The 18,036-nt window shown below is 57.7% G+C and carries 16 protein-coding genes, 1 tRNA gene and 1 CRISPR repeat array; of the genes, 8 read left to right on the plus strand and 9 right to left on the minus strand.

The genetic code is table 11. The annotated features are described in order from the left end of the window. Positions 1-5: 5 nt before the first annotated feature. From cas7e to H4I99_RS05760, 8 genes are all read right to left on the minus strand, one after another. Positions 6-1,070 (minus strand): type I-E CRISPR-associated protein Cas7/Cse4/CasC, encoded by a 1,065-nt coding sequence (gene cas7e, locus H4I99_RS05725; protein ID WP_163899966.1) that lies wholly within the window; start codon positions 1,068-1,070, stop codon positions 6-8. After that, positions 1,070-1,663, minus strand: a complete 594-nt coding sequence (gene casB / locus H4I99_RS05730; RefSeq protein ID WP_163899968.1) for a type I-E CRISPR-associated protein Cse2/CasB — start codon at positions 1,661-1,663, stop codon at positions 1,070-1,072. The genes cas7e and casB overlap by 1 nt, the downstream gene beginning before the upstream one ends. Then, positions 1,660-3,333, minus strand: a complete 1,674-nt coding sequence (gene casA, locus H4I99_RS05735) for a type I-E CRISPR-associated protein Cse1/CasA (RefSeq protein WP_163899970.1) — start codon at positions 3,331-3,333, stop codon at positions 1,660-1,662. Before casA ends, casB begins: the two co-directional genes overlap by 4 nt. Positions 3,334-3,676: 343 nt before the next feature. Beyond that, entirely contained in the window at positions 3,677-4,099 is a 423-nt protein-coding gene (gene arsC, locus H4I99_RS05740) for an arsenate reductase (glutaredoxin) (RefSeq protein ID WP_163899972.1), read from the minus strand. A gap of 2 nt (positions 4,100-4,101) precedes the next feature. Beyond that, complete coding sequence (locus H4I99_RS05745) at positions 4,102-4,800, minus strand: aquaporin (protein WP_163899974.1); 699 nt, start codon at positions 4,798-4,800, stop codon at positions 4,102-4,104. Next, the gene (locus H4I99_RS05750; RefSeq protein WP_163899976.1) at positions 4,797-5,150 is read right to left on the minus strand and encodes an ArsR/SmtB family transcription factor; all 354 of its coding nucleotides are present in this window, start codon (positions 5,148-5,150) and stop codon (positions 4,797-4,799) included. The genes H4I99_RS05745 and H4I99_RS05750 overlap by 4 nt, the downstream gene beginning before the upstream one ends. A gap of 128 nt (positions 5,151-5,278) precedes the next feature. Further along, positions 5,279-5,674: direct repeats of the CRISPR family, unit length 29 nt; unit sequence CGGTTCATCCCCGCGTGTGCGGGGAACAC. Positions 5,675-5,844: 170 nt separating this feature from the next. Then, positions 5,845-8,565: a CRISPR-associated helicase Cas3' gene (cas3, locus tag H4I99_RS05755; RefSeq protein ID WP_163899978.1), complete on the minus strand. Its 2,721-nt coding sequence runs from the start codon at positions 8,563-8,565 to the stop codon at positions 5,845-5,847. Positions 8,566-8,960: 395 nt separating this feature from the next. After that, positions 8,961-9,701 (minus strand): SIMPL domain-containing protein, encoded by a 741-nt coding sequence (locus H4I99_RS05760; RefSeq protein ID WP_163899980.1) that lies wholly within the window; start codon positions 9,699-9,701, stop codon positions 8,961-8,963. Between the two features lie 157 nt (positions 9,702-9,858). Between H4I99_RS05760 and H4I99_RS05765 the strand changes: the two genes are divergently transcribed. The 4 genes from H4I99_RS05765 to H4I99_RS05780 all read left to right on the plus strand — a co-directional run bounded on the left by H4I99_RS05765 (position 9,859) and on the right by H4I99_RS05780 (position 12,701). Further along, positions 9,859-9,934, plus strand: a tRNA-Ile gene (locus H4I99_RS05765). Positions 9,935-10,159: 225 nt separating this feature from the next. Beyond that, positions 10,160-10,762 (plus strand): KwaA family protein, encoded by a 603-nt coding sequence (locus tag H4I99_RS05770; RefSeq protein ID WP_163899982.1) that lies wholly within the window; start codon positions 10,160-10,162, stop codon positions 10,760-10,762. Further along, on the plus strand, positions 10,762-11,688 hold the full coding sequence (locus H4I99_RS05775; protein WP_163899984.1) for a Kiwa anti-phage protein KwaB-like domain-containing protein: 927 nt from the start codon (positions 10,762-10,764) through the stop codon (positions 11,686-11,688). The genes H4I99_RS05770 and H4I99_RS05775 overlap by 1 nt, the downstream gene beginning before the upstream one ends. 191 nt (positions 11,689-11,879) lie before the next feature. Beyond that, positions 11,880-12,701, plus strand: coding sequence for a metallophosphoesterase (locus H4I99_RS05780; RefSeq protein ID WP_163899986.1), 822 nt, complete (start codon positions 11,880-11,882; stop codon positions 12,699-12,701). A gap of 317 nt (positions 12,702-13,018) precedes the next feature. Here the strand turns inward: H4I99_RS05780 and H4I99_RS05785 are convergent, their stop codons facing one another. Continuing rightward, complete coding sequence (locus tag H4I99_RS05785; RefSeq protein ID WP_163899988.1) at positions 13,019-13,396, minus strand: hypothetical protein; 378 nt, start codon at positions 13,394-13,396, stop codon at positions 13,019-13,021. A 59-nt stretch (positions 13,397-13,455) separates the two neighbouring features. On the opposite strand from H4I99_RS05785, the gene H4I99_RS24870 reads away from it, so the two are divergent. From H4I99_RS24870 to H4I99_RS05805, 4 genes are all read left to right on the plus strand, one after another. Beyond that, positions 13,456-14,787: a DUF8534 domain-containing protein gene (locus H4I99_RS24870; protein WP_521705698.1), complete on the plus strand. Its 1,332-nt coding sequence runs from the start codon at positions 13,456-13,458 to the stop codon at positions 14,785-14,787. 258 nt (positions 14,788-15,045) lie between these two features. After that, on the plus strand, positions 15,046-15,642 hold the full coding sequence (locus tag H4I99_RS05795; protein ID WP_163899992.1) for a hypothetical protein: 597 nt from the start codon (positions 15,046-15,048) through the stop codon (positions 15,640-15,642). Between the two features lie 44 nt (positions 15,643-15,686). Beyond that, positions 15,687-15,905: a hypothetical protein gene (locus tag H4I99_RS05800; RefSeq protein ID WP_163899994.1), complete on the plus strand. Its 219-nt coding sequence runs from the start codon at positions 15,687-15,689 to the stop codon at positions 15,903-15,905. 209 nt (positions 15,906-16,114) lie between these two features. Continuing rightward, positions 16,115-17,827 (plus strand): SIR2 family protein, encoded by a 1,713-nt coding sequence (locus tag H4I99_RS05805; protein ID WP_163899996.1) that lies wholly within the window; start codon positions 16,115-16,117, stop codon positions 17,825-17,827. Positions 17,828-18,036: the final 209 nt, after the last annotated feature.

Raw genomic sequence — 18,036 nt, forward strand, 5'->3', positions numbered from 1 at the left:
GGCGATCACACCCCCTCGGCGGCAAAGGTCGCGACTTCATCGAGCGTCGATGCATCGTTCCTGCCGACATGCAGGATACGCTCGCCCGACGAACTCTTCCCGTAAGCCTTCTCGAACGCGCTCCTTTCAGCCGTCAGTTTATCGACGGCTTCCCCGATCAGATCCGGCCCCTTGACCGGCACCGTGAAGGCCCCGAACAGGTTGATCGGCTGGCCGTCGCCCTTTTCGGCAAGGATGTATTTGGCGCGGGCATGATGGGCATAGGAATTGATCTTGCCGCCCGGCACCGCCATGGAAACGGCCCTGACCAGTGCATCAAGGCCGCGCGCCGCAAGCTCCCGGTCGCCACCGAGATTTTCCACCAGCAGCGGACGGTTAACGCAGACATAGAGATAATAGACGCCCGAACCGAAACCCGCCTCGCCGACGAAGCCCGCGCCGGCATCCTCGTTCGATTTCTTGAGATCGTCGACGGCGGTGTAGAAATCATCCTCAATCAGCACCCGGTTCACTGTGACCGCATGGGCGACCTGAACAGCGGCATCGCGGTTGAGATCCGGATTGTCGGCCAGCATACGGCCGAACATGGCGATATCGATGGCGCCATCGGCCGTTCGCATCACCTGCTTGGCCAGTTCCTTCTTGTCCTTGGCGATGTCCCCACCGGAAAGCACCTTTTCGGCAAGGTCGAAGGCGGCCTGCCTTTCCTCCGGCGAGATGAAGGCGAGTTGGCGTGTGCGCACCTTGTCCACCTCCTTCTTGTCTTCAACCGCCCCGAACACCGGCACGATCTCCCTGGCGATCGTAACCGCCTTGTCCGCTTCAGCACCCAGCCCTGTCAGGTGCCGGATGATCTGCTCGCCCATGCGCTGCGTACGGGAGCCGAGATGCCCCTCGAGCGCCTCGGTGAAGGCGGGATGAATGCGGATCGCCCGCTTGAGCGCCTGGCTGGAGATCCGCTGACGCGGCACGCCGCCGATGAGCGCCGATTTCGGCCGCCCGAGATCGTCCCGGTTGGGGTTCGAAACCGGGTACTCTGTCAGAACGTGCAATTGCAGAAAACGGCTCATCAAACGGTCTCCTCGGTCTCTGAATGGGCATCGTCACCGGCGCTCTCCGCCGGTTCACGCGTTGTTCCGTAATAATCGAAGGTCCAGCGGATGCGCCTCGCCTCGGTAAAATCGATAAGGTCGCGGACCAGCCCGGCCACGTTGAAATCGACGTCCTTCACCACTGCCAGCGCGCGACGAAGGGCGGACAGTTCCTCGTCGCCGTCACCTCCGCGGGAAAGCGCAGCCATCAACGACTGGAACCGTAACGGCGAAAGCGCCGGGCGTTCGCCCTCGGCGGCGCTGCCCAGCACTCGGGCGAAGGATTTCGGTCCCGCATCGCCGTCACGCCTTTCGCAGATCACCGCCACGGCGAGTGCAAGCCGACGAATGCGCGCATCCCCCAGCCTTCCGACCGCCACGCCCTTTCTCTTCGCCGAATGCAGTAGATCGTGAAAAGCTGGAAGCATGACCACTTCCATGATTGTGCCGGCGCGGCGAAGCTCGGCCCGCGCTCCGGCATCGCCGCGATACCCAGTCGCCGCCGGATAAAGCGCTCGCCACCACGAGAGCGTCGCCTTGATGAGGATGTCGGAAGGGGTTTCCTCGCTCATGCAGCAGTCCCTTTCTTGGTTCGCCCCTTGGGTTTGGGCGCATCCACTGGCGGCTCGATCAAAAGCCCCGTCGCAATCTTGCCCGCTTCGGACAAGGCGCCCCGCAGGCGGCGATAGGCAATGGTGATCCGCTCGGCCAGCTTGGCGTCGGCAGTTTCAGCCAGAAGCTCCGTCGCATGCCGGTCGAAAATAGCGAGCGCCGTGCGCCGCAAGGTGGAAAGCCATCGTTTGCGAAACGCCAGATCGACGGGAAAATCATGTTCGAGAAAATCATCGAGAGCGTCGTGAAAGGCGTCCTCGGTCTCCTCGAAAAAGGCGTCCGTCGCCTCTTCGAACACACCGCTATCGGTCGAGGTCTTGGCCCCGTCGCCGAACAGCGCAAGCTTGAGGTTGGAGCGCAGCAGGCTCGCGGTCGCATCGCCTGCATCGGCGAACATCCGCGCCAGCGTGCCGACTACCTGTGTTCGCTCCTCCGTTTCCGCCAGATGAAGCGGCTGCACCGACAGGAGATAGGCACCCGCCTCCATATTATTCATCGCCCAGCCGGCGGCCAGAAGGCGCGAGGCATCGAAACCCGCCTGCCGATAATAACGCCCGCGATCGCCAAGCAATTCGACCGGCAGGGCCGGCATCGAGGTGAAACCTTTCTCCTTATAGCGGATGGCCGCGCCCACCCAGTCCCGATAACTGAACCGGGTGGATTTCGGCTTCACCGAAAAGGGAGGATCGGCCTCCTTCGTCTGCCGATAAGGCGTCAGCGGGTGCCGCCACACGCCATAATTCGTGCCCCACGGTTTCTGGATGAAACCGGTCACAAGCGGTCCCTCCTCGCCGGTGACAGGGCAGCGCCCCTCCCCGTCCATAACCAACCGGATACGCCGGGGCATGCCGAAGAACGCCTGGAGCGGATGTACACGCGGGTCCGCTTCGGAAAGCTCGACCGGCGTCTTGCCGTCGGAGGTGAAGGTCGGCGCAAGCCAGGGCAAGGCGCGGGCAAGTTCCGCATCTGGCAGAAAGGGCGCGCGACCGGATGTCGGCAGATTGGCCAGAAGCACCCGCCAGAGCGGCGCCGGCGCGCCGCCATCCCCACGCTCGGGCCAGACCAGCGTCGTCATCGGCCCGCCGCCGCGCAGCGACGTTCGGTTGCCGGCCCCGCCGGAAGGCGCAAACTGCTGGAGCGCATGCAGCGCAATCGCCGCCGCCTTCAGCCCGAGCGCCGGAAAACGCCGGCGCTGGGTGAGCAAATCGGCGTTCTTCTTCTGGCCGTTGACGCCCGGCGTATCGATGAACAGCGCCTCGACAGGATTGGCGTCCCCGTCGATGGGCACGTATTCCTGCAAAAAGCGCGGACCCGCACCCTTTTCATCGCCGACAAGATTGAAGGCGAAGGAAAGCGCCTCAAGCCGGCGGTCGAGATCGATGTCGGACTTGCCCTTCCAGATATCCGCCCACTCCGTTCCGTCCTCCGGTTGGAAAACCAGCGCCAGAACGCCGATCGCAAATTCGAGAGCAGCGACGTTGAGATCGGGACGCGGCCAGTCGAAGGCGACGGGATAATCGCCCTCCTCCTGCCGGAGGCCGGCAAGCGTCGCCCAACGCCTCCCGCCCCCGAGCGTCACCACCGGAAAGAACGGATCCGCTACAAGATTGAATGCCGAAATGCCGGACATCAGGCCTCCCCCGCACCCGAAAGGTTGCGCGACTCGGAGCTTAACAACCGCAGACGGAAAAATGAATGACACCTCAACCAAGGGATAAGGGAGCTGCACGACTAAATTGTCGCATCCGGGGCGTCGGCGGCAGGGAGCCAGCGCGCGAACGCGCTGGACTTATCCTGATAATCCCCACGTTTGCAGGGAACACACGTCCGCGCCGCGCAACCGTTAGATCGCCTGCGGGTCATTCCCGCGTTGGCAGGAAGTGTGGTTTCAAGACGCAGACCGCCACCTTGTCAATGGATCAGCCGGGCCCCGTCGCGCGGAACGGGGAAGGCTGCCGGCACCACGGCCATCGTCAGGCGATGCGATTGCCCTTGTCGTCGAGCACCTTCTCTCCGTCCTCCTTGGCGAAGGCGCCCTTGTGGGTCTCCGGCAGGATATCGAGTACCCGTTCGGAGGGACGGGCAAGCCGCACGCCCAGCGGCGAGACCACGAAGGGCCGATTGATCAGGATCGGATGTTCAAGCATCGCATCGACAAGCTGGTCGTCGGTCAGGTCGGGATTGGCAAGGCCGAGTTCGGCATAGGGCGTGCCCTTTTCGCGGAGCGCCTCACGCACGGTCAAACCCGCATCGGCAATCATCTTCACCAATTCCTCCCGTGAAGGCGGGGTCTTCAGATATTCGACCACCTTCGGCTCGATCCCGGCATTGCGGATCATCGCCAGCGCATTGCGGGACGTGCCGCAGGCGGGGTTGTGATAGATGGTGACGTCCATGTTTATTCGGCTCCTTCGGCCGCGGCTGATGAAATTCCATTGTCTCGACCGGACAGAAGCCATCCGGCGAATACGGCCGCCAGAAGCGCGCCGGCAATCTCCGCGGCAATGAAACCCGGCAGGTCCACCGCCCGGATACCAGAGAAGGTATCGGTCAGGCTTCTTGCTATCGCCACTGCCGGATTTGCAAAGGATGTCGAAGCGGTGAACCAGTATGCGGCCGTTATATAGAGACCGACCAGCCATGGAATGGTATCTCTTCGAAAGCGCAAACCGCACAGAATGGTCAAAACCAGACCGAAGGTCGCCACCATCTCGGCGATCCACTGTCCGGCACCCGTTCGCGCCGTACCCGAAACCTGCAGGATCGGCAGGTCGAACATCGCATGCGCGATCGCCGTCCCTGCCAAACCACCGGCGATCTGGGCAAGAATGTAACCGAAGGAGGTGGCCACCTGCATTTCACGCCGAGCGGCAAACACCAGTGTAACCACAGGATTGAAATGCGCCCCAGAAATCGGCCCGAATATCGAGATCAGAACCATCAGAATGGCTCCGGTAGGAATGGTATTGCCTAGCAGCGAGACGGCGGCATCCCCGGACAATCGATCCGCCATGATGCCCGAGCCCACAACCGTGGCGACGAGGATTGCAGAACCGAGGATTTCCGCGACAAGGCGGCGTGGAAGATCGAAGGTCATTTCACGCCGCCCTTTACCGGCCCACAGCATTGCGCCATGGCAAACGCCGGGGCGCATATCTCTGCCCTGCCGCCGCAGCAATCCTCCATCAGGAAACGAAGGAGATCGCCGAGTCTCTCGCCACTTGCGCGATAAATGATCGAGCGCGAATCGCGTTGCTGCGTAACGAGACCCGCCCGCTCCAGTTCCTTCAGATGGAAGGACATGTTGGATGGTGAAACCTCAACCTGTTCCGCCAGCGCCCCTGCAGCCATCCCTACGGGTCCGGCAACGACGAGCGTGCGCACGATCCTCAGCCGCGTCTCCTGGGAAAGAGCTGCAAAAACGGCAAGGGCCTCGCTCTGGTTCATGTTTTGATATTCCTATTATTATTGAAGTATAAATAAGACAATTTCGGGAATGACACAATCCCCATGCCGCGGGCACTCCGCACGTGTGGGGAACACTAGACGCGCCGCCCTGCAAGGCGGCGCTGTTGCGGTTCATCCCCGCGTGTGCGGGGAACACGCAGCTCGTTGAACCGGTTCGCCGCAGCAATTTCGGTTCATCCCCGCGTGTGCGGGGAACACTTCGTCGTCATGTTCGCGGGGAGGGCATCAATCGGTTCATCCCCGCGTGTGCGGGGAACACACACGCACGACTTCGAAACCGCCGACGTGCCACGGTTCATCCCCGCGTGTGCGGGGAACACTTCGTCAGTCTCGGACCCTTTGCGATAAACGCCGGTTCATCCCCGCGTGTGCGGGGAACACGCGGGCATCTGAGGTAGCCACATACTCCCGCACGGTTCATCCCCGCGTGTGCGGGGAACACGGCCAGATAGGTATCAAAGACAGCCTCAGCCTCGGTTCATCCCCGCGTGTGCGGGGAACACTCTTCCTGAAAGCCGCTGAAATTATTAGGAAATCCAGACGATTTGACAAGTACCGATTTTGGGATCGTTTTTCGGGCCCTTTAGACGGGCATGGGCAGGCGGAAAAAAGTGGAGGTTTTGGCCTACGAAGGCTGCTGAAATGAGCCCTGAACGGCGCCCCCTCGTCGAGTTCACGCCCCGGACACAGACTGCCTTCGCAAACCGCCGACGCCATCGTAGAAAAGGCCCATGTCCTGTGCGGTCGCAAGAGATCCGTCCGAATCGACTTCATAAAGAGCGATCGTCCGTTCCCATTCAGGCCAGAGGCCGCGCGCCGCGTCTCGTGCCGCCGGATCGCGCGGAGCCGGCAGGCCGCCACCATCGAGTATCGCGGCCCCGGCAAGCAGCCAGCGCTTCCGGACGGAAAGCTCGCTCAGCGCCCAGTCGAGCCCCACACCCGCTCCATCACGCCTGACCGCCGGCACCAGCAAGCCGCCGGAGCGCCGAGCGAGACGAACGGTCACGGTCTCCTCTCCCAGTCGGGTGCCAATCTCCTCATCCAGGGATACCCGACGAACATCGCCATAGCCACGCCCCGGGTCGATCGTGTTGTTGCGTGCAATGGTAACGGCTGCATAATCATTGCCGAGCGATGCATCGTGTGCGGCCGCGAGCGCCTGTGGCAGGTCGTCCGGCTCGAGCCGGTAGGCGGCCTCGATCAGCGGCCTGAGATCGCCAGGCGTTTCCAACCTGCCGTTCTGAAAAAGATCGCGTGCGCTGCGCCAGACAACGCCGGGCAATCGATAGGTATAGGCGGCCGGCCCGAGCACCTCTCCCAGCCAGTCGATCTCGGTCGCATCGGCGGGGTCAGGCGAGATCACGCCCATGACAGGCTCGGCGAGCGGCCGCCCTTCCCGCCTGTGACGCCATAGCCTGCCTGCGCGCTGGATCAGCAGATCGACGGGGGCGAGATCCGAAATCATCAGGTCGAAATCCAGGTCGAGGCTCTGCTCGACCACCTGGGTCGCGACGAGGATCTGGCCAATGCGGTCGCCGCTTCCGCTATCCGGCCCGAACAGCCGCAGCACCTTCTCCTCTGTCGCCATCCGGTCGCCCATGGCGAAGCGAGCGTGAAACAATGTCAGGCGGTGCGGAGGATGCCCTGCATCAATCAGCGCCCTGTGCATCGCGATGGCGCTGTCGACCGCATTACACACCATCGCCACGGCGGCCCCCCTACCGGCTGCGGCAAGCGCTTCGGCGAGCGCCTCCTTCCGGTCGCCGAGACGGCGGATAACGACCGAGCGGGCAAGTCCGGGCGCGGTATCCGACGCATGCTCCTCGATCTCGCCACCGGCATAACGTGTCAGGAGGGGATAAGCCTCGGAAAGCGGCGCGGCAAACAGCGCCTGCATCCGTCTCTGCCGCACACCGCGGCCGCTGGCAAAGGCAGTGATCAGCTCCCGCCGTTGACGCCGGCCAAGCGTCGCGGACAGAATGATGACCGAACCGCCAAGCCGCGCTTGTTGTCGGACGAGCGTGTTCAACTCCTCTCCCATATAGGCATCGCAGGCATGCGCCTCATCGATGACGAGGATGCGTCCGGCCAGCGCATACTGGCGCAACGTCAGATGCTTCTTCGGGAGGATGGAAAGAAAGGCCTGATCGATGGTTCCCGCTCCGGCATCGGCGAAGAAGGCCGTCTTGCGGCTGTCGCCTATCCAGGCGTTGAAACGGGAAGCAACGCTCTCCTCCCGCCCCTGCCCGCCATCGTGACGCGCAGAGAGAGCATCGAGTTCCCGCGCCAGCCTCGATCGCCCATGGGCCAGCACCAGCGATGCCATACGCTCGCCACTCTCGTCGAACAGGCCCCGAATTGCATTTTCCAGACGCCCATGCATGGCATTCGCGGTCGCCATCGTCGGCAATGCCACATAAACTCCCTCGCCAAGTCCTGCGGCCATCATCCGCGCCGCAATCAACAGCGCGGCCTCTGTCTTGCCCGATCCCGTGCCATCCTCGATCACCACCATTTGCGGCGTGGCATCGAAATGAAGCCCATCGGCGAGGCGCTGCATCGGACGTGGCGATCCCCCTGCACGCGGCGAAAGATCTGAAAGCCGCACCGACAACGGATGCTTCATGGGGACCAGCCCCTTGGCTGAAAGCGCCCTGTCAGCCCTTTCGAGCGCCAGCGGATGATAAGCCTCAAGCGACATCTCCGGCTCCTCGAAGGGAAACGCATCGACGTCGGAACCTACCCAGTCCGCAAGCGTGATCAGGCCGTTCAGGCTGAAGGAGAAGGCTTCGGCATGGCATGTATCGCCGTCTTCGAGTGCATTCGGCGCCAGCAGTGGCAAGAGCTCGGCGACAAGCGAACGGGCAATACCGATGCAATCCTCGCCAATGACCGGTCGAAGAAGGGTAATCTCGCCTGTGGCGCCGAGAAGATTTCCATCTGGCGCCACGCCGTGATGTCCCGCGACCGCGGCGACAATCTGGTTGTCGATGACGAAGGTCGGAAGCGAGGCTTTAAGCAGACGCTCAATTTCCCGGTCCTGCAGCAGAACAGCCGTCGCCTCCCAGTGACTGAGCCGGCGATCCTGCGAAGGGCAGGAACCGGAAAGAGCGGCCGGCCAGAAGGCCGGTGCCTGCGACTGAAACGGTCGCGAAATCTTGCCGAGGTCATGAAGTCCGGCAAGCGCTGCGCAAAGCCTGACATGCTCCGGACCGCTCAGTCCGCTCAGTCTCCTCTCACGCTCCAGCCGCGCCGGATTTTTCGCCAGATAACGCCCCGCGACAGCTGCCACGTCAAGGAGGTGATGTCCGACCGGCTTGTAGCCGCGGCACTCCTTATCAGCCGTCTTGGCCCAAAACTGGGAATACAGGGTTCTTCCAGCCGCTCCCGTCATGGGTTCCTGCAATACCTCTTTCGATCAGATGTATTGTGCACGTGAGGCGAGAAAAACCAATGCCCCTGCTGGAACGACACTCGTTTGCTGAATGCCGATTGCGATGGCCCTCAGAAGAAATCTCAGGCCGGAGATATGACATCGGACACGATCGCGAACTCCGTTCATCCGGCACCCGCAGATGCTCCCCAGCCGGGTGTAGCCCTCGACGTGGTATCAAGAAATTTGCGCTACGCGTTCCCATCCGGCAATTGCGCAAGCGACCGCGCAAATCGCGATGCTGTCGGGTGGTAGTCCATCATTGACGGACGAACAAAAGGGCCGGCGTCGGTGGAAACCCCGGCCCTTCGGTCATCGATTATACTGGCCAGGCAAACAGGTTGAGGCCAAGCCGCTTACTGTTCGATGGCGTAGGTAATGTTGACGGTAACGGTGTAGCTGTTCTCGCCACCTGCGACCGGCACGGCATCAGCCGCCATTTCCTTGGCCATGGCCACCCGGTACATCGGCTGAGCCATGGGGCGGGCGAAGTTCTCGCTGATCTCAATAACACGTCCCAGCTGCACGCCGGCCGCTTCAGTGAGAATTTTTGCCTTTTCCGCAGCCTCAGCAACCGCTTTCTTGCGGGCTTCCGTAACGGCGCCCTTCGGATCATCATTGCCGAAGACGATATTGCCGCCCTGGTTGACGCCGAGCTTGACGCTCGCATCGATCAAGCCGCCGAGCTTTGAGAGATCACGCACTTTCACAGCCAGAGAGTTGGTGGCGAGGTAGCCGTCGATTTCCGGCGCCTGATAGCTGCCGTCAGTGGCCTTGTCCTGACTATATTGCGGCTGAACGGAGAAATCCGAAGTCTGCAGGTCACGTTCCGCGATGCCCTGGTCCTTGAGGGCTGCGAGAACCTTCGCCATGGCCTCGTTGTTTGCCTTCATCGCTTCCTCGGCCGTCTTGGCCTGACGTACGACGCTCAGCATCACCGTCGCCATGTCGGGCGCAAGCGTGGTCTCACCTTCACCGGAAACCATAATTGTGGCTTCGCGCTTTTCCTGCTCGGCACTCCATGCCGAGGAAGGCGCAATCAGAGTGGTGGTGATCATTGCTGCGAGGGCCAGGCCCCCGATCTTGCTGTTGGTCATCGTGATTCCCTTTGATGAAAGCGTCCCTATTCCCTGCCTTGTTGACTTGTGATTGTGAAGCCATTGCGGCAGAGGCTTGTGGGTATGTAAGAATTGCGTTAGAGCGAACCGACCGTTGCGGGTGCCATTGCCCGCACGACCGCCCCTCACCCGGGCAGGGCCTGTAGCTCAATGGTTAGAGCCGGCGGCTCATAACCGCTTGGTTGGGGGTTCGAGTCCCTCCGGGCCCACCACCTCACTGCTGTTCGCCACATACATTTGAACTTTCGCCTCGAAATTTGAGCAAAATCGCCCGAATTCTCTTTTGGGTTGTGCCTTTTAGGCGGACCCAGTCACTCTCAATGACCGTTGCTCGGCCCATGACCCCCGCTTCTGCACGGAAAAGCTGTGCATTTCAGATTCTGCTCTCGCATCTGCTGCCTAACTGACGCATCTTCGGGCAACTGGAGCAAGTCACCTTGAAACTTCGAATCATCGCCAGTTTGGTCGTGTTTATTGGCTCATACTTTCCTTTGAGTTTGATCCTGCTTGCCCAGGATTTTCGTTACGAACTCCTGTCGGCTGATTTTTGTTGGCCCATCGGGATTGGCCCTTGCGTGATGCCATTCCGAAACTGGACGCTGTCTATTCCGGCGTTTGCGATTTGCCTGGTTTGCGTATTTTTCTCCTTCGGAGTTCTGAAAACCGTCAAACCGAAAATTCCCGTGGACGTCAAAGAGGCGAAATACATTCCAGCGGAGCTGATGGCGTACACACTGCCGTATGTCGTCTCGTTCATGAGCCTGGAATACAAGGACACTGGGAAGTTCGTTGGGCTTTTAGTTTTCTTGGGATGGATGTTCGTGATCACATACAGATCAGGGCAACTGATCCTGAATCCGCTCCTAATCGCGTTTGGCTGGCGGCTCTATGAGGTCACGGTTTCCTATCCTGGCGACACTGAAGCCCGCACGTCTTGGGCGTTGTCGCAAAGCGATCTTCAGCCCAATACGCGCTGCAGTGTGGCGACGATCCAGGACGTAATGATCATCAAATCACAGAGAACGGAGGCCAGTGACTGATGCCAGCTTTACAGGATTTGAAAGCCCTCGATTTGGCAAATGCACAGGTAACCTTATGGTCCGTTAAAGGCCCAAGCGGTCCTGCTGCTGCGGCACCAGGATATTCTGGAAGATGGGTGGACACCACGGACGGCGTCGACGCTGCTCTAAAAGAAACGTTCGCGGGCGAACTAGCGAAGATTGAGGAAGTCATCGAGTACGGTTTGCTTGCGCAGAACAATGAGGCCAGTGCACTCCAAATCCCTGCAGATGAAACCCACGCAAATTTGCTGATAGACGAAGTCGCGGCCGAGATACCTGTGAAGAAGGCATCTCAGGTAAACCACCTGTTCAACGCGAAATTCTATGTCGCAAAATTCGTCGTCGGTGATCAGATCGTCTTTGCTGTCAAGAAAACCGAAAGCGGCTGGAAAACAAAGAAGGCCGCGTCAGTCAGAAATCTATATTTTGCTGATCAGCAATTGGCGATTGATGACCGGCCGCATTTCGAACTGAGCAAGACCTTCGACTTCTTTATCTTTGACGACAATGTCCTGGTGAGAAACAAGGGGGCCTTCGAGTCCGTTTTGCGATACAAAAGCACCCAAAGAGAGGATTTTGTAGAGCTTCAGGCCGAAGCGGAATTCCTTGCCGCATTTGTGGATGTTGCACCCTTGGTCGCTTATGTAGGTGATAACAAGATTCAACTGAGGCGTGCGTGTGCCATTCGGCAGAAGGGGCATTACCGAGATGTCGACTTCATGGGTCGGCTTCGAGCCGATCAGGCAGAGTATGGTTTCACCATAGAATTCGACGGCGATGGCAAGATCGTCGCGACACCCGAGACGTGCGCTCAGATCATGAAGGCGTTGCTTGACCATCGATTGAAGTCGGGTTTCTCGCGGCTGGTGTATGACGTCCAAGATACGACGCCAGTTGCTCTTTGACACTCAAGGAACAACGACCGTCATCGCAATCGCCGACCATCGCGACATCTCCCCTTAGACTGACAACCTAGCAAAATCGGTTTTGCGACCAAACTCCTCCTATTACGCCTTTCATTGCGGCCCTTCGTGGCCCAAATACTGCAATGACGTCACGACATAATGCGTTGTCAGGGCAAGGCGTCGGAAACCTTTTGAACGTAGAGGTCAACCAGATCACGGAACGGACACCATTCAGCATGAACCTGGCGTATGCAATCGGGGATATCCACGGCAGAGACGATCTCCTTCTTCCGCTCCTTGCAGCGATAAAAGAAGATGCGGACAACCATGCTCGACGCTTCATATTCCTCGGCGACATCGTTGATCGAGGTCCAGACAGCAAGGAGTGCATGGAAATCGTCAACCAGACGATGTTGCTGCATCCGGGCTCAAAGTTCGTGCTGGGCAATCATGATGAACGCTTCTGGCACGCGGTCAGCGGTATTCTCAGGCCAGACGAGCAGGCTGCTTGGCTCGAAGATTTTGGTGGCTGGCAAACCGTCGAGTCCTATTGTGGCGGTCACCGGCCGTCATTCCCTGAGTTTACCGCCCATTTTCAAGAATTTTACGATCATCACCTCGAAATGCTGCAGTCGGCAGTCGACAAGGTGGAAACCACAAATTTCTGTTTCGTGCATGCAGGTGTTCGGCCTGGCGTCAAGTTGGAGGATCAGAATCCTCATGATCTCCGATGGATCAGGGAGGGTTTCATCGACTTCAGCGGCGACTTTGAGAAGACTGTCGTCCACGGACACACCATCACCGATAGCGAATTTCCCGAGGTGCACGGGAACCGGATAGCCATAGATACCGGCTCCTACCGCACTGGTCGTATTTCTTCAGTTGTGTTCGTTGACGACGAACTCACAGGCTTCATCTGTGCCGAGAAGATAAACGGCACCCCGGTCATTCGCTGCTTTGACGCTAGAATGGAAACGCAAAACCAGAACGTTGCCAAGGTGACTGCCGTCTAAGGCTATGTTGCCGCGCTCGCTGACGCAGCCTTCGCGTCATCTGTCCAAAACTTCAAACTGAAATTGTTCAAGTGTCCGTCCCGATCAGGAACCGCTGTGAACGTTTCCGAAATTTGGTGTCCATCGCCACCTCCCTCGAAGTAGTCCCTAACCTTGTAAATGGCGTTCGTCATCATATCCTCCCAGATCGATGCCAGCTCGCTCTGACAAATTTCCGACTGTTTAGCCTTGCTCGGCTTACAATTAAGCGACCAGCATTGATCAACAGGAGCCCTACACGGTCCAAGAATTTGGCGATTTCTCGGTGTAGATCGTAATTATTGGACTTCTTCTCTGACCCGTGCAAAGGCGGCTTCACATGTATCGTATCCGCTCGCTACGAACATATTCTCCAATTTTTTATAGAAGTGAGGAGCGACAACGCCAACGCTATCAGAATAGGGCAGAGCTATACTAGACAGCTGCTTAAGTGCATCCAGCGGCGTCGCGCACCTCTGGCTGCAAGACTGAACTGGCAGACCATCCTTATACAAGACAGTGTAGAGTTCGACGCAAAGCTTCAGGCTTCGCTTGGATATCGGCCTAATGAAAGCGAATACCTCGATATGTTCAGGCTTTGTAAGGAATTCAACCTTAACGCCTGAATGGGCCGAGGCTGCGAGGGCCAAAATTTCTTCCGCTTCATCTAGTTCCATTGCGCCTCTCCGTTTGTTTTAGCCTGGACCGGTGTTGTGAAAGAGACAAAGGATAGTTTATGTGGAGTGCTAGGCACGATGGCTCAGATCGGGAGCCTGTCACTGAGAGCGATAAAATCGTTTCGGCGTTCGGCAGAAACGGAGGCTCTGCCGCCAGTCGTGAAGCCGCCAAGGCAATCGTTGAAACAGCCCAAAACAAGAACCATTGGTTTTTCTGTGGGTGTAGAAAGGGTGCTATCCTTGCGCCCGTGAATGGAACTCACGTTCGAAGGAAGACGCCGAATTCAGCGCCTCATCAAGACGACTGCCCGTTCGCGGTAGAGCCGACAGAGCAGATATTTATTGTAAAAAATCTTCGACCCCACCCAGCGGCTACCCCATTTTCACTTCTTAGAGAACACACCGCATCTCATGCTGGGGACGTTTCTCGGATTGTGAAAGAAAGCCATTCGACCCGGCGGCCGGGGCTTGCCAAGCTGCTTGTATCCTTGGCGGAAGCATCGACAATCCAACGTCAAGGCGTAGGAATACCGACGTTGGGCGAACAGTTCGAGTCACTAAGAGTACAAGCGCGAAATTTCTGGCTCGCTCGAAATGTGCCTGTCAGCACGATGTTATGTTCCGATACGCGCCGATACGACGATTTTATTCGGGATTTTGATCAAAAATCACGTCGGGCACAGTTTCCAGATAACATACGTCCGCACGGAATTTTGCTCGACACGATCAAAGGCGTTTCAGAGGGAAGCCTCATATGCAATGATAACTCGCGTAGGCCCGTGCGCGGCACCATATCGATATTCGGCCGGGGCGATGCACCTGTAAAACCCTGGAGCACTTACCTTGTCGCGGGGCTGATCGGCCGACTGAGTTCGAGTCCTGAAACTTGTCTGCTGCGGGCGTATGTACATCCTTGCGTGTCTTCGCGAAACCTCATGCTGGTAGACAGTAACTATGAGCGTGGGACTTTGAAGATTATTCATAATCTTCAAGTTGAGTACAGTGGATTAATAGATGTCAATGTTCGTAAACCTCTGACAGATATCGGAAATCAACAAATTTGCGATAACATTTCTGACGAGGACGCGGCTGTCGAAGCAGAGAGGCACGGTGCTCCTAAAGTTCTGGTTCCGGATTTCATCTTGGAGTTCCCGCAGTTCGCAAAGGGTAAAGCAGACATTATCGTGGAGACGCTAGGTTTTTCATGGCCCTCGTATCGTGACGATAAGGATGTCACGATACCGGCGATGCAAGCGGCCCTCGGTGGCATTGCCGCCATTGAGCATGACTTCCACTTCCCCCAAAAAGAACATCAGGCTCAGCGTAATGACCGGTTTGAAAACAGGCTGAGAACGATGATCGAAGAACGAGTCAGAAAGCTGCGCAGCTAAATGAAGCCGATGAAAGCCGTTACTGTGGAAGGGCTTTCACGGGCCCGTAGATCAAACCGCTACCTTTGCACACCGGATTGGTGCGCGTTCTGAACTCTGCCTTAACTGCTCAAGGAGCATTCATTGGGGGTTGACGTATCAGTTTTTGTTCTCTATTTGTTCGAATTATGAAGAACATCGCTCTGCACACCCTACGACTATCGCTCTGATCCGCCGCCTCTGCGGAGGCTGAGATTATTTGCATTTAGGGTTTTGCGTATGAGCAGTCATTTGTCGGCTCCACCGGAGCAGCCGGTGTCATCGGTGACACCTTTATTCCCCCTTCATACAGTTCGTTGCGACGGCCCTGCCGTTTTCCGCAACCAGTTGGCCCGAGACATCGGATGCCTGCTGGATGTGGATGACGATGTCATCTCCTGGACCTGTGGGACCGTCGAATTGGTCATGGACGGTGTTACTCATGTTCCAGACCTGGTTGCCGAAAGCCAAAGCGGGATCGTTCTAATCGATGCAGTCACAAAGGTCGGACCTTCAGCCATAATCACTGAAATGGCGACGGCAGCCGGATACCAATATCGCCCGTTATCCAGACCGGAACTGCCCGCCATACGATTGCGGAACGCGAAGGATTTGCTGCGGTACGCGCGATACAGTGTGACCCTTGATGACCGTATTCGTGTCCTCGCGGCCCTGGATGAGTGCGGCACAATGACTTTGGCTGAATGCCTATCCGGCTTTCGCACGACGCAGCCGCTACCGGCTTTTGCGTCAATGGTCCTCCAGCGCTTCATCGCCATCGATCTTGATGATGCGCTTATCGGACCCGAATCCACCGTTCGCCGCTTTCGTGGCTGACCACTGGAAATTCGTATTGCGACAGCGTCGCCGGAAACAATCCAATGTCGTTTATCAAAAAGAACATCAGCGTCACAAAATCAGTTCGGGACTACGCCCTGTTCTGCACATTCAAGCATGCACTGCGTCGTCATCCTGTCTTCGCGTCGGGTCGTGCGGGGCTGGTGCTGCTGAATGTGCCCGAGGGATACGCTCAGAGGCGGCGGACGAGCAACACGCATCAATTTTCGTTTTCGACACCAAAGCCGCCGCTGAGTATGTGATCAATGCAATGAGGATGCGCCCCTTCAGATGGGTTGAATAAAGGGGACATCGCATCCTTGCAGGTGTTCGGTGGATTCACAAAAATCCCTGAGCAAAAAGACCGGCGATCCGTTGAGGATTCCGCTCAACTGTGAACCAGCTGAACCAAGCAAGTCATTGTCGCCGTTAAGCACTGCTTCCATATGCATCGGTCACCAACTGAAAGATCATGATGGACCCGATCCTCTCCCTAGCTCATTCAATTCAAACGTCTCCTGGCGTGTACGCAGTCCTACTTGGTTCCGGTATCTCTCGAAGTGCGGGAATTCCGACTGGGTGGGAGGTCACCCTTGACCTGGTCGAACGCATTGCTGCTCTGTCAGCTGAAGACACCAAGGGTGATCCGGCACGTTGGTATCAGGATAAATTTGGGAAAGAGCCTGGCTACTCCGAACTGCTCGACATCCTCGCGAAGACGCCAGCAGAACGCCGCGCAATTTTGCACGAGTTCTTCGAGCCTACAGAAGAAGAGCGGGAAGATGGCATCAAGATGCCAACCGCAGCACATCGCGCCATCGCTGAGCTGGTGCGCGATGGCTTCATCAAGGTGATAGTCACTACGAATTTCGACCGCCTAATGGAAGTTGCGCTTACGGATGTCGGTATCGTTCCAACCGTCATATCCACGGCTGATGCGACTAAAGGCGCTGCCCCTCTGGTGCATCAGAGGTGCGTGGTTGTGAAAATTCACGGTGACTACCTGGATGACCGCATCAAAAACACGGAAGACGAACTCGCATCGTACGATCCGGCGATGGATGCTTATCTGGACCGAATTCTAGATGAGTTTGGATTGATTGTGTGCGGCTGGTCCGGGGAATGGGATCAGGCTCTCAGGAAAGCATTTGAGCGGTGTTCATCTCGACGATACGCCACTTTTTGGGCAGCTCGCGGGAAACTCGGCGTACGAGCTGAGAAGCTGCTTACCCTGCGAGGCGGTCATCTCATCGAGATCGATGGAGCCGACAAGTTTTTCGTGCAGCTACAGGAAATGGTCGAGGGCCTGAAGGAATCCAAAGCTGCTCACCCTCTATCAGTCAGTGCGCAAGTTTCGGCGGTCAAGAAGTTTGTTGCGACCCCAGCGTATCGCGTGAGATTTCACGACCTCTTAGTCGACGAGGCAAGTCGTGTAAGAGCGTTTTTGGAATCTGCATATACAATGGAAGCGAGGCCGGTCGACACGGCGACTATTAAGGCACGTTTTGAAGCATATGATGCCTCTACAGGCGGGCTACAACATATGCTGTTTGCGGCGGCTCACTGGGCTGACGCCTACAATTTTGAATCTATACGGCAATCCATCACCAAACTGGTTCCCTCCAGTCGACGCGGCGGCATGACTGTATGGTTGGAAATGAACAAATACCCGGGTGCAGTTTGCTTCTACGCGGCAGCATTCGGAGCGATGTCGGGCGGCAACTGGCCTCTATACAAGTACCTCCTTGAAGGACGCCTGATGCATGGAGGTGAGGAGGAAAACGTACTTGAGCACCTTGGGGCAATCAACATCGTAAACCACGATGCCGAGAACACTCTGCATCAGCAAGCACGACACACGCCGATGAGCGATCACCTGATGGCGGTTCTCGGTAAGCTCGATGGCTCCGGGGAAATTGAACGGGATTTCGAGCGTTTTGAAGTCCTGCTCGCATTACACTACCTCATGACGTCGAAAAGTGATGGACGGTACACGCTCATAGGGCGCTTCGTCTGGCACCATTCAAACCAGATCACACAGCGTTTGAAAGCCGAGATTGAACGCGACGGAGACAATTGGCCGCCGCTCAACGCTGGGCTATTTGGCGGAACAAGTTCTAACGCGATCCAGCTCGTCGACAAGCTCTTCGAAAACATCAAAAAGATGTCGAACCGATACTATTGAGATGCCCTAAGCAGCTTCCTCACGCCGCCTTGATACGATGGAGTAGCACAGGTTTTGGTTGCGCTGTTCCATCGCTTTTTATCCTGCTCAAACGTATGTGGCGACGGACCCGTGTTTGCTCAGAGGTATGAGGCGACGTGCTCAAATGAATGTGGCGACGGGGACAGAAAATACAGTGTTTTCAACGCGGGTCTGTTCAGACGTATGTG

The sequence above is a fragment of the Paenirhizobium daejeonense genome, assembly GCF_014280875.1.
In the GTDB taxonomy this organism is placed as follows: Bacteria; Pseudomonadota; Alphaproteobacteria; order Rhizobiales; family Rhizobiaceae; genus Allorhizobium; species Allorhizobium daejeonense.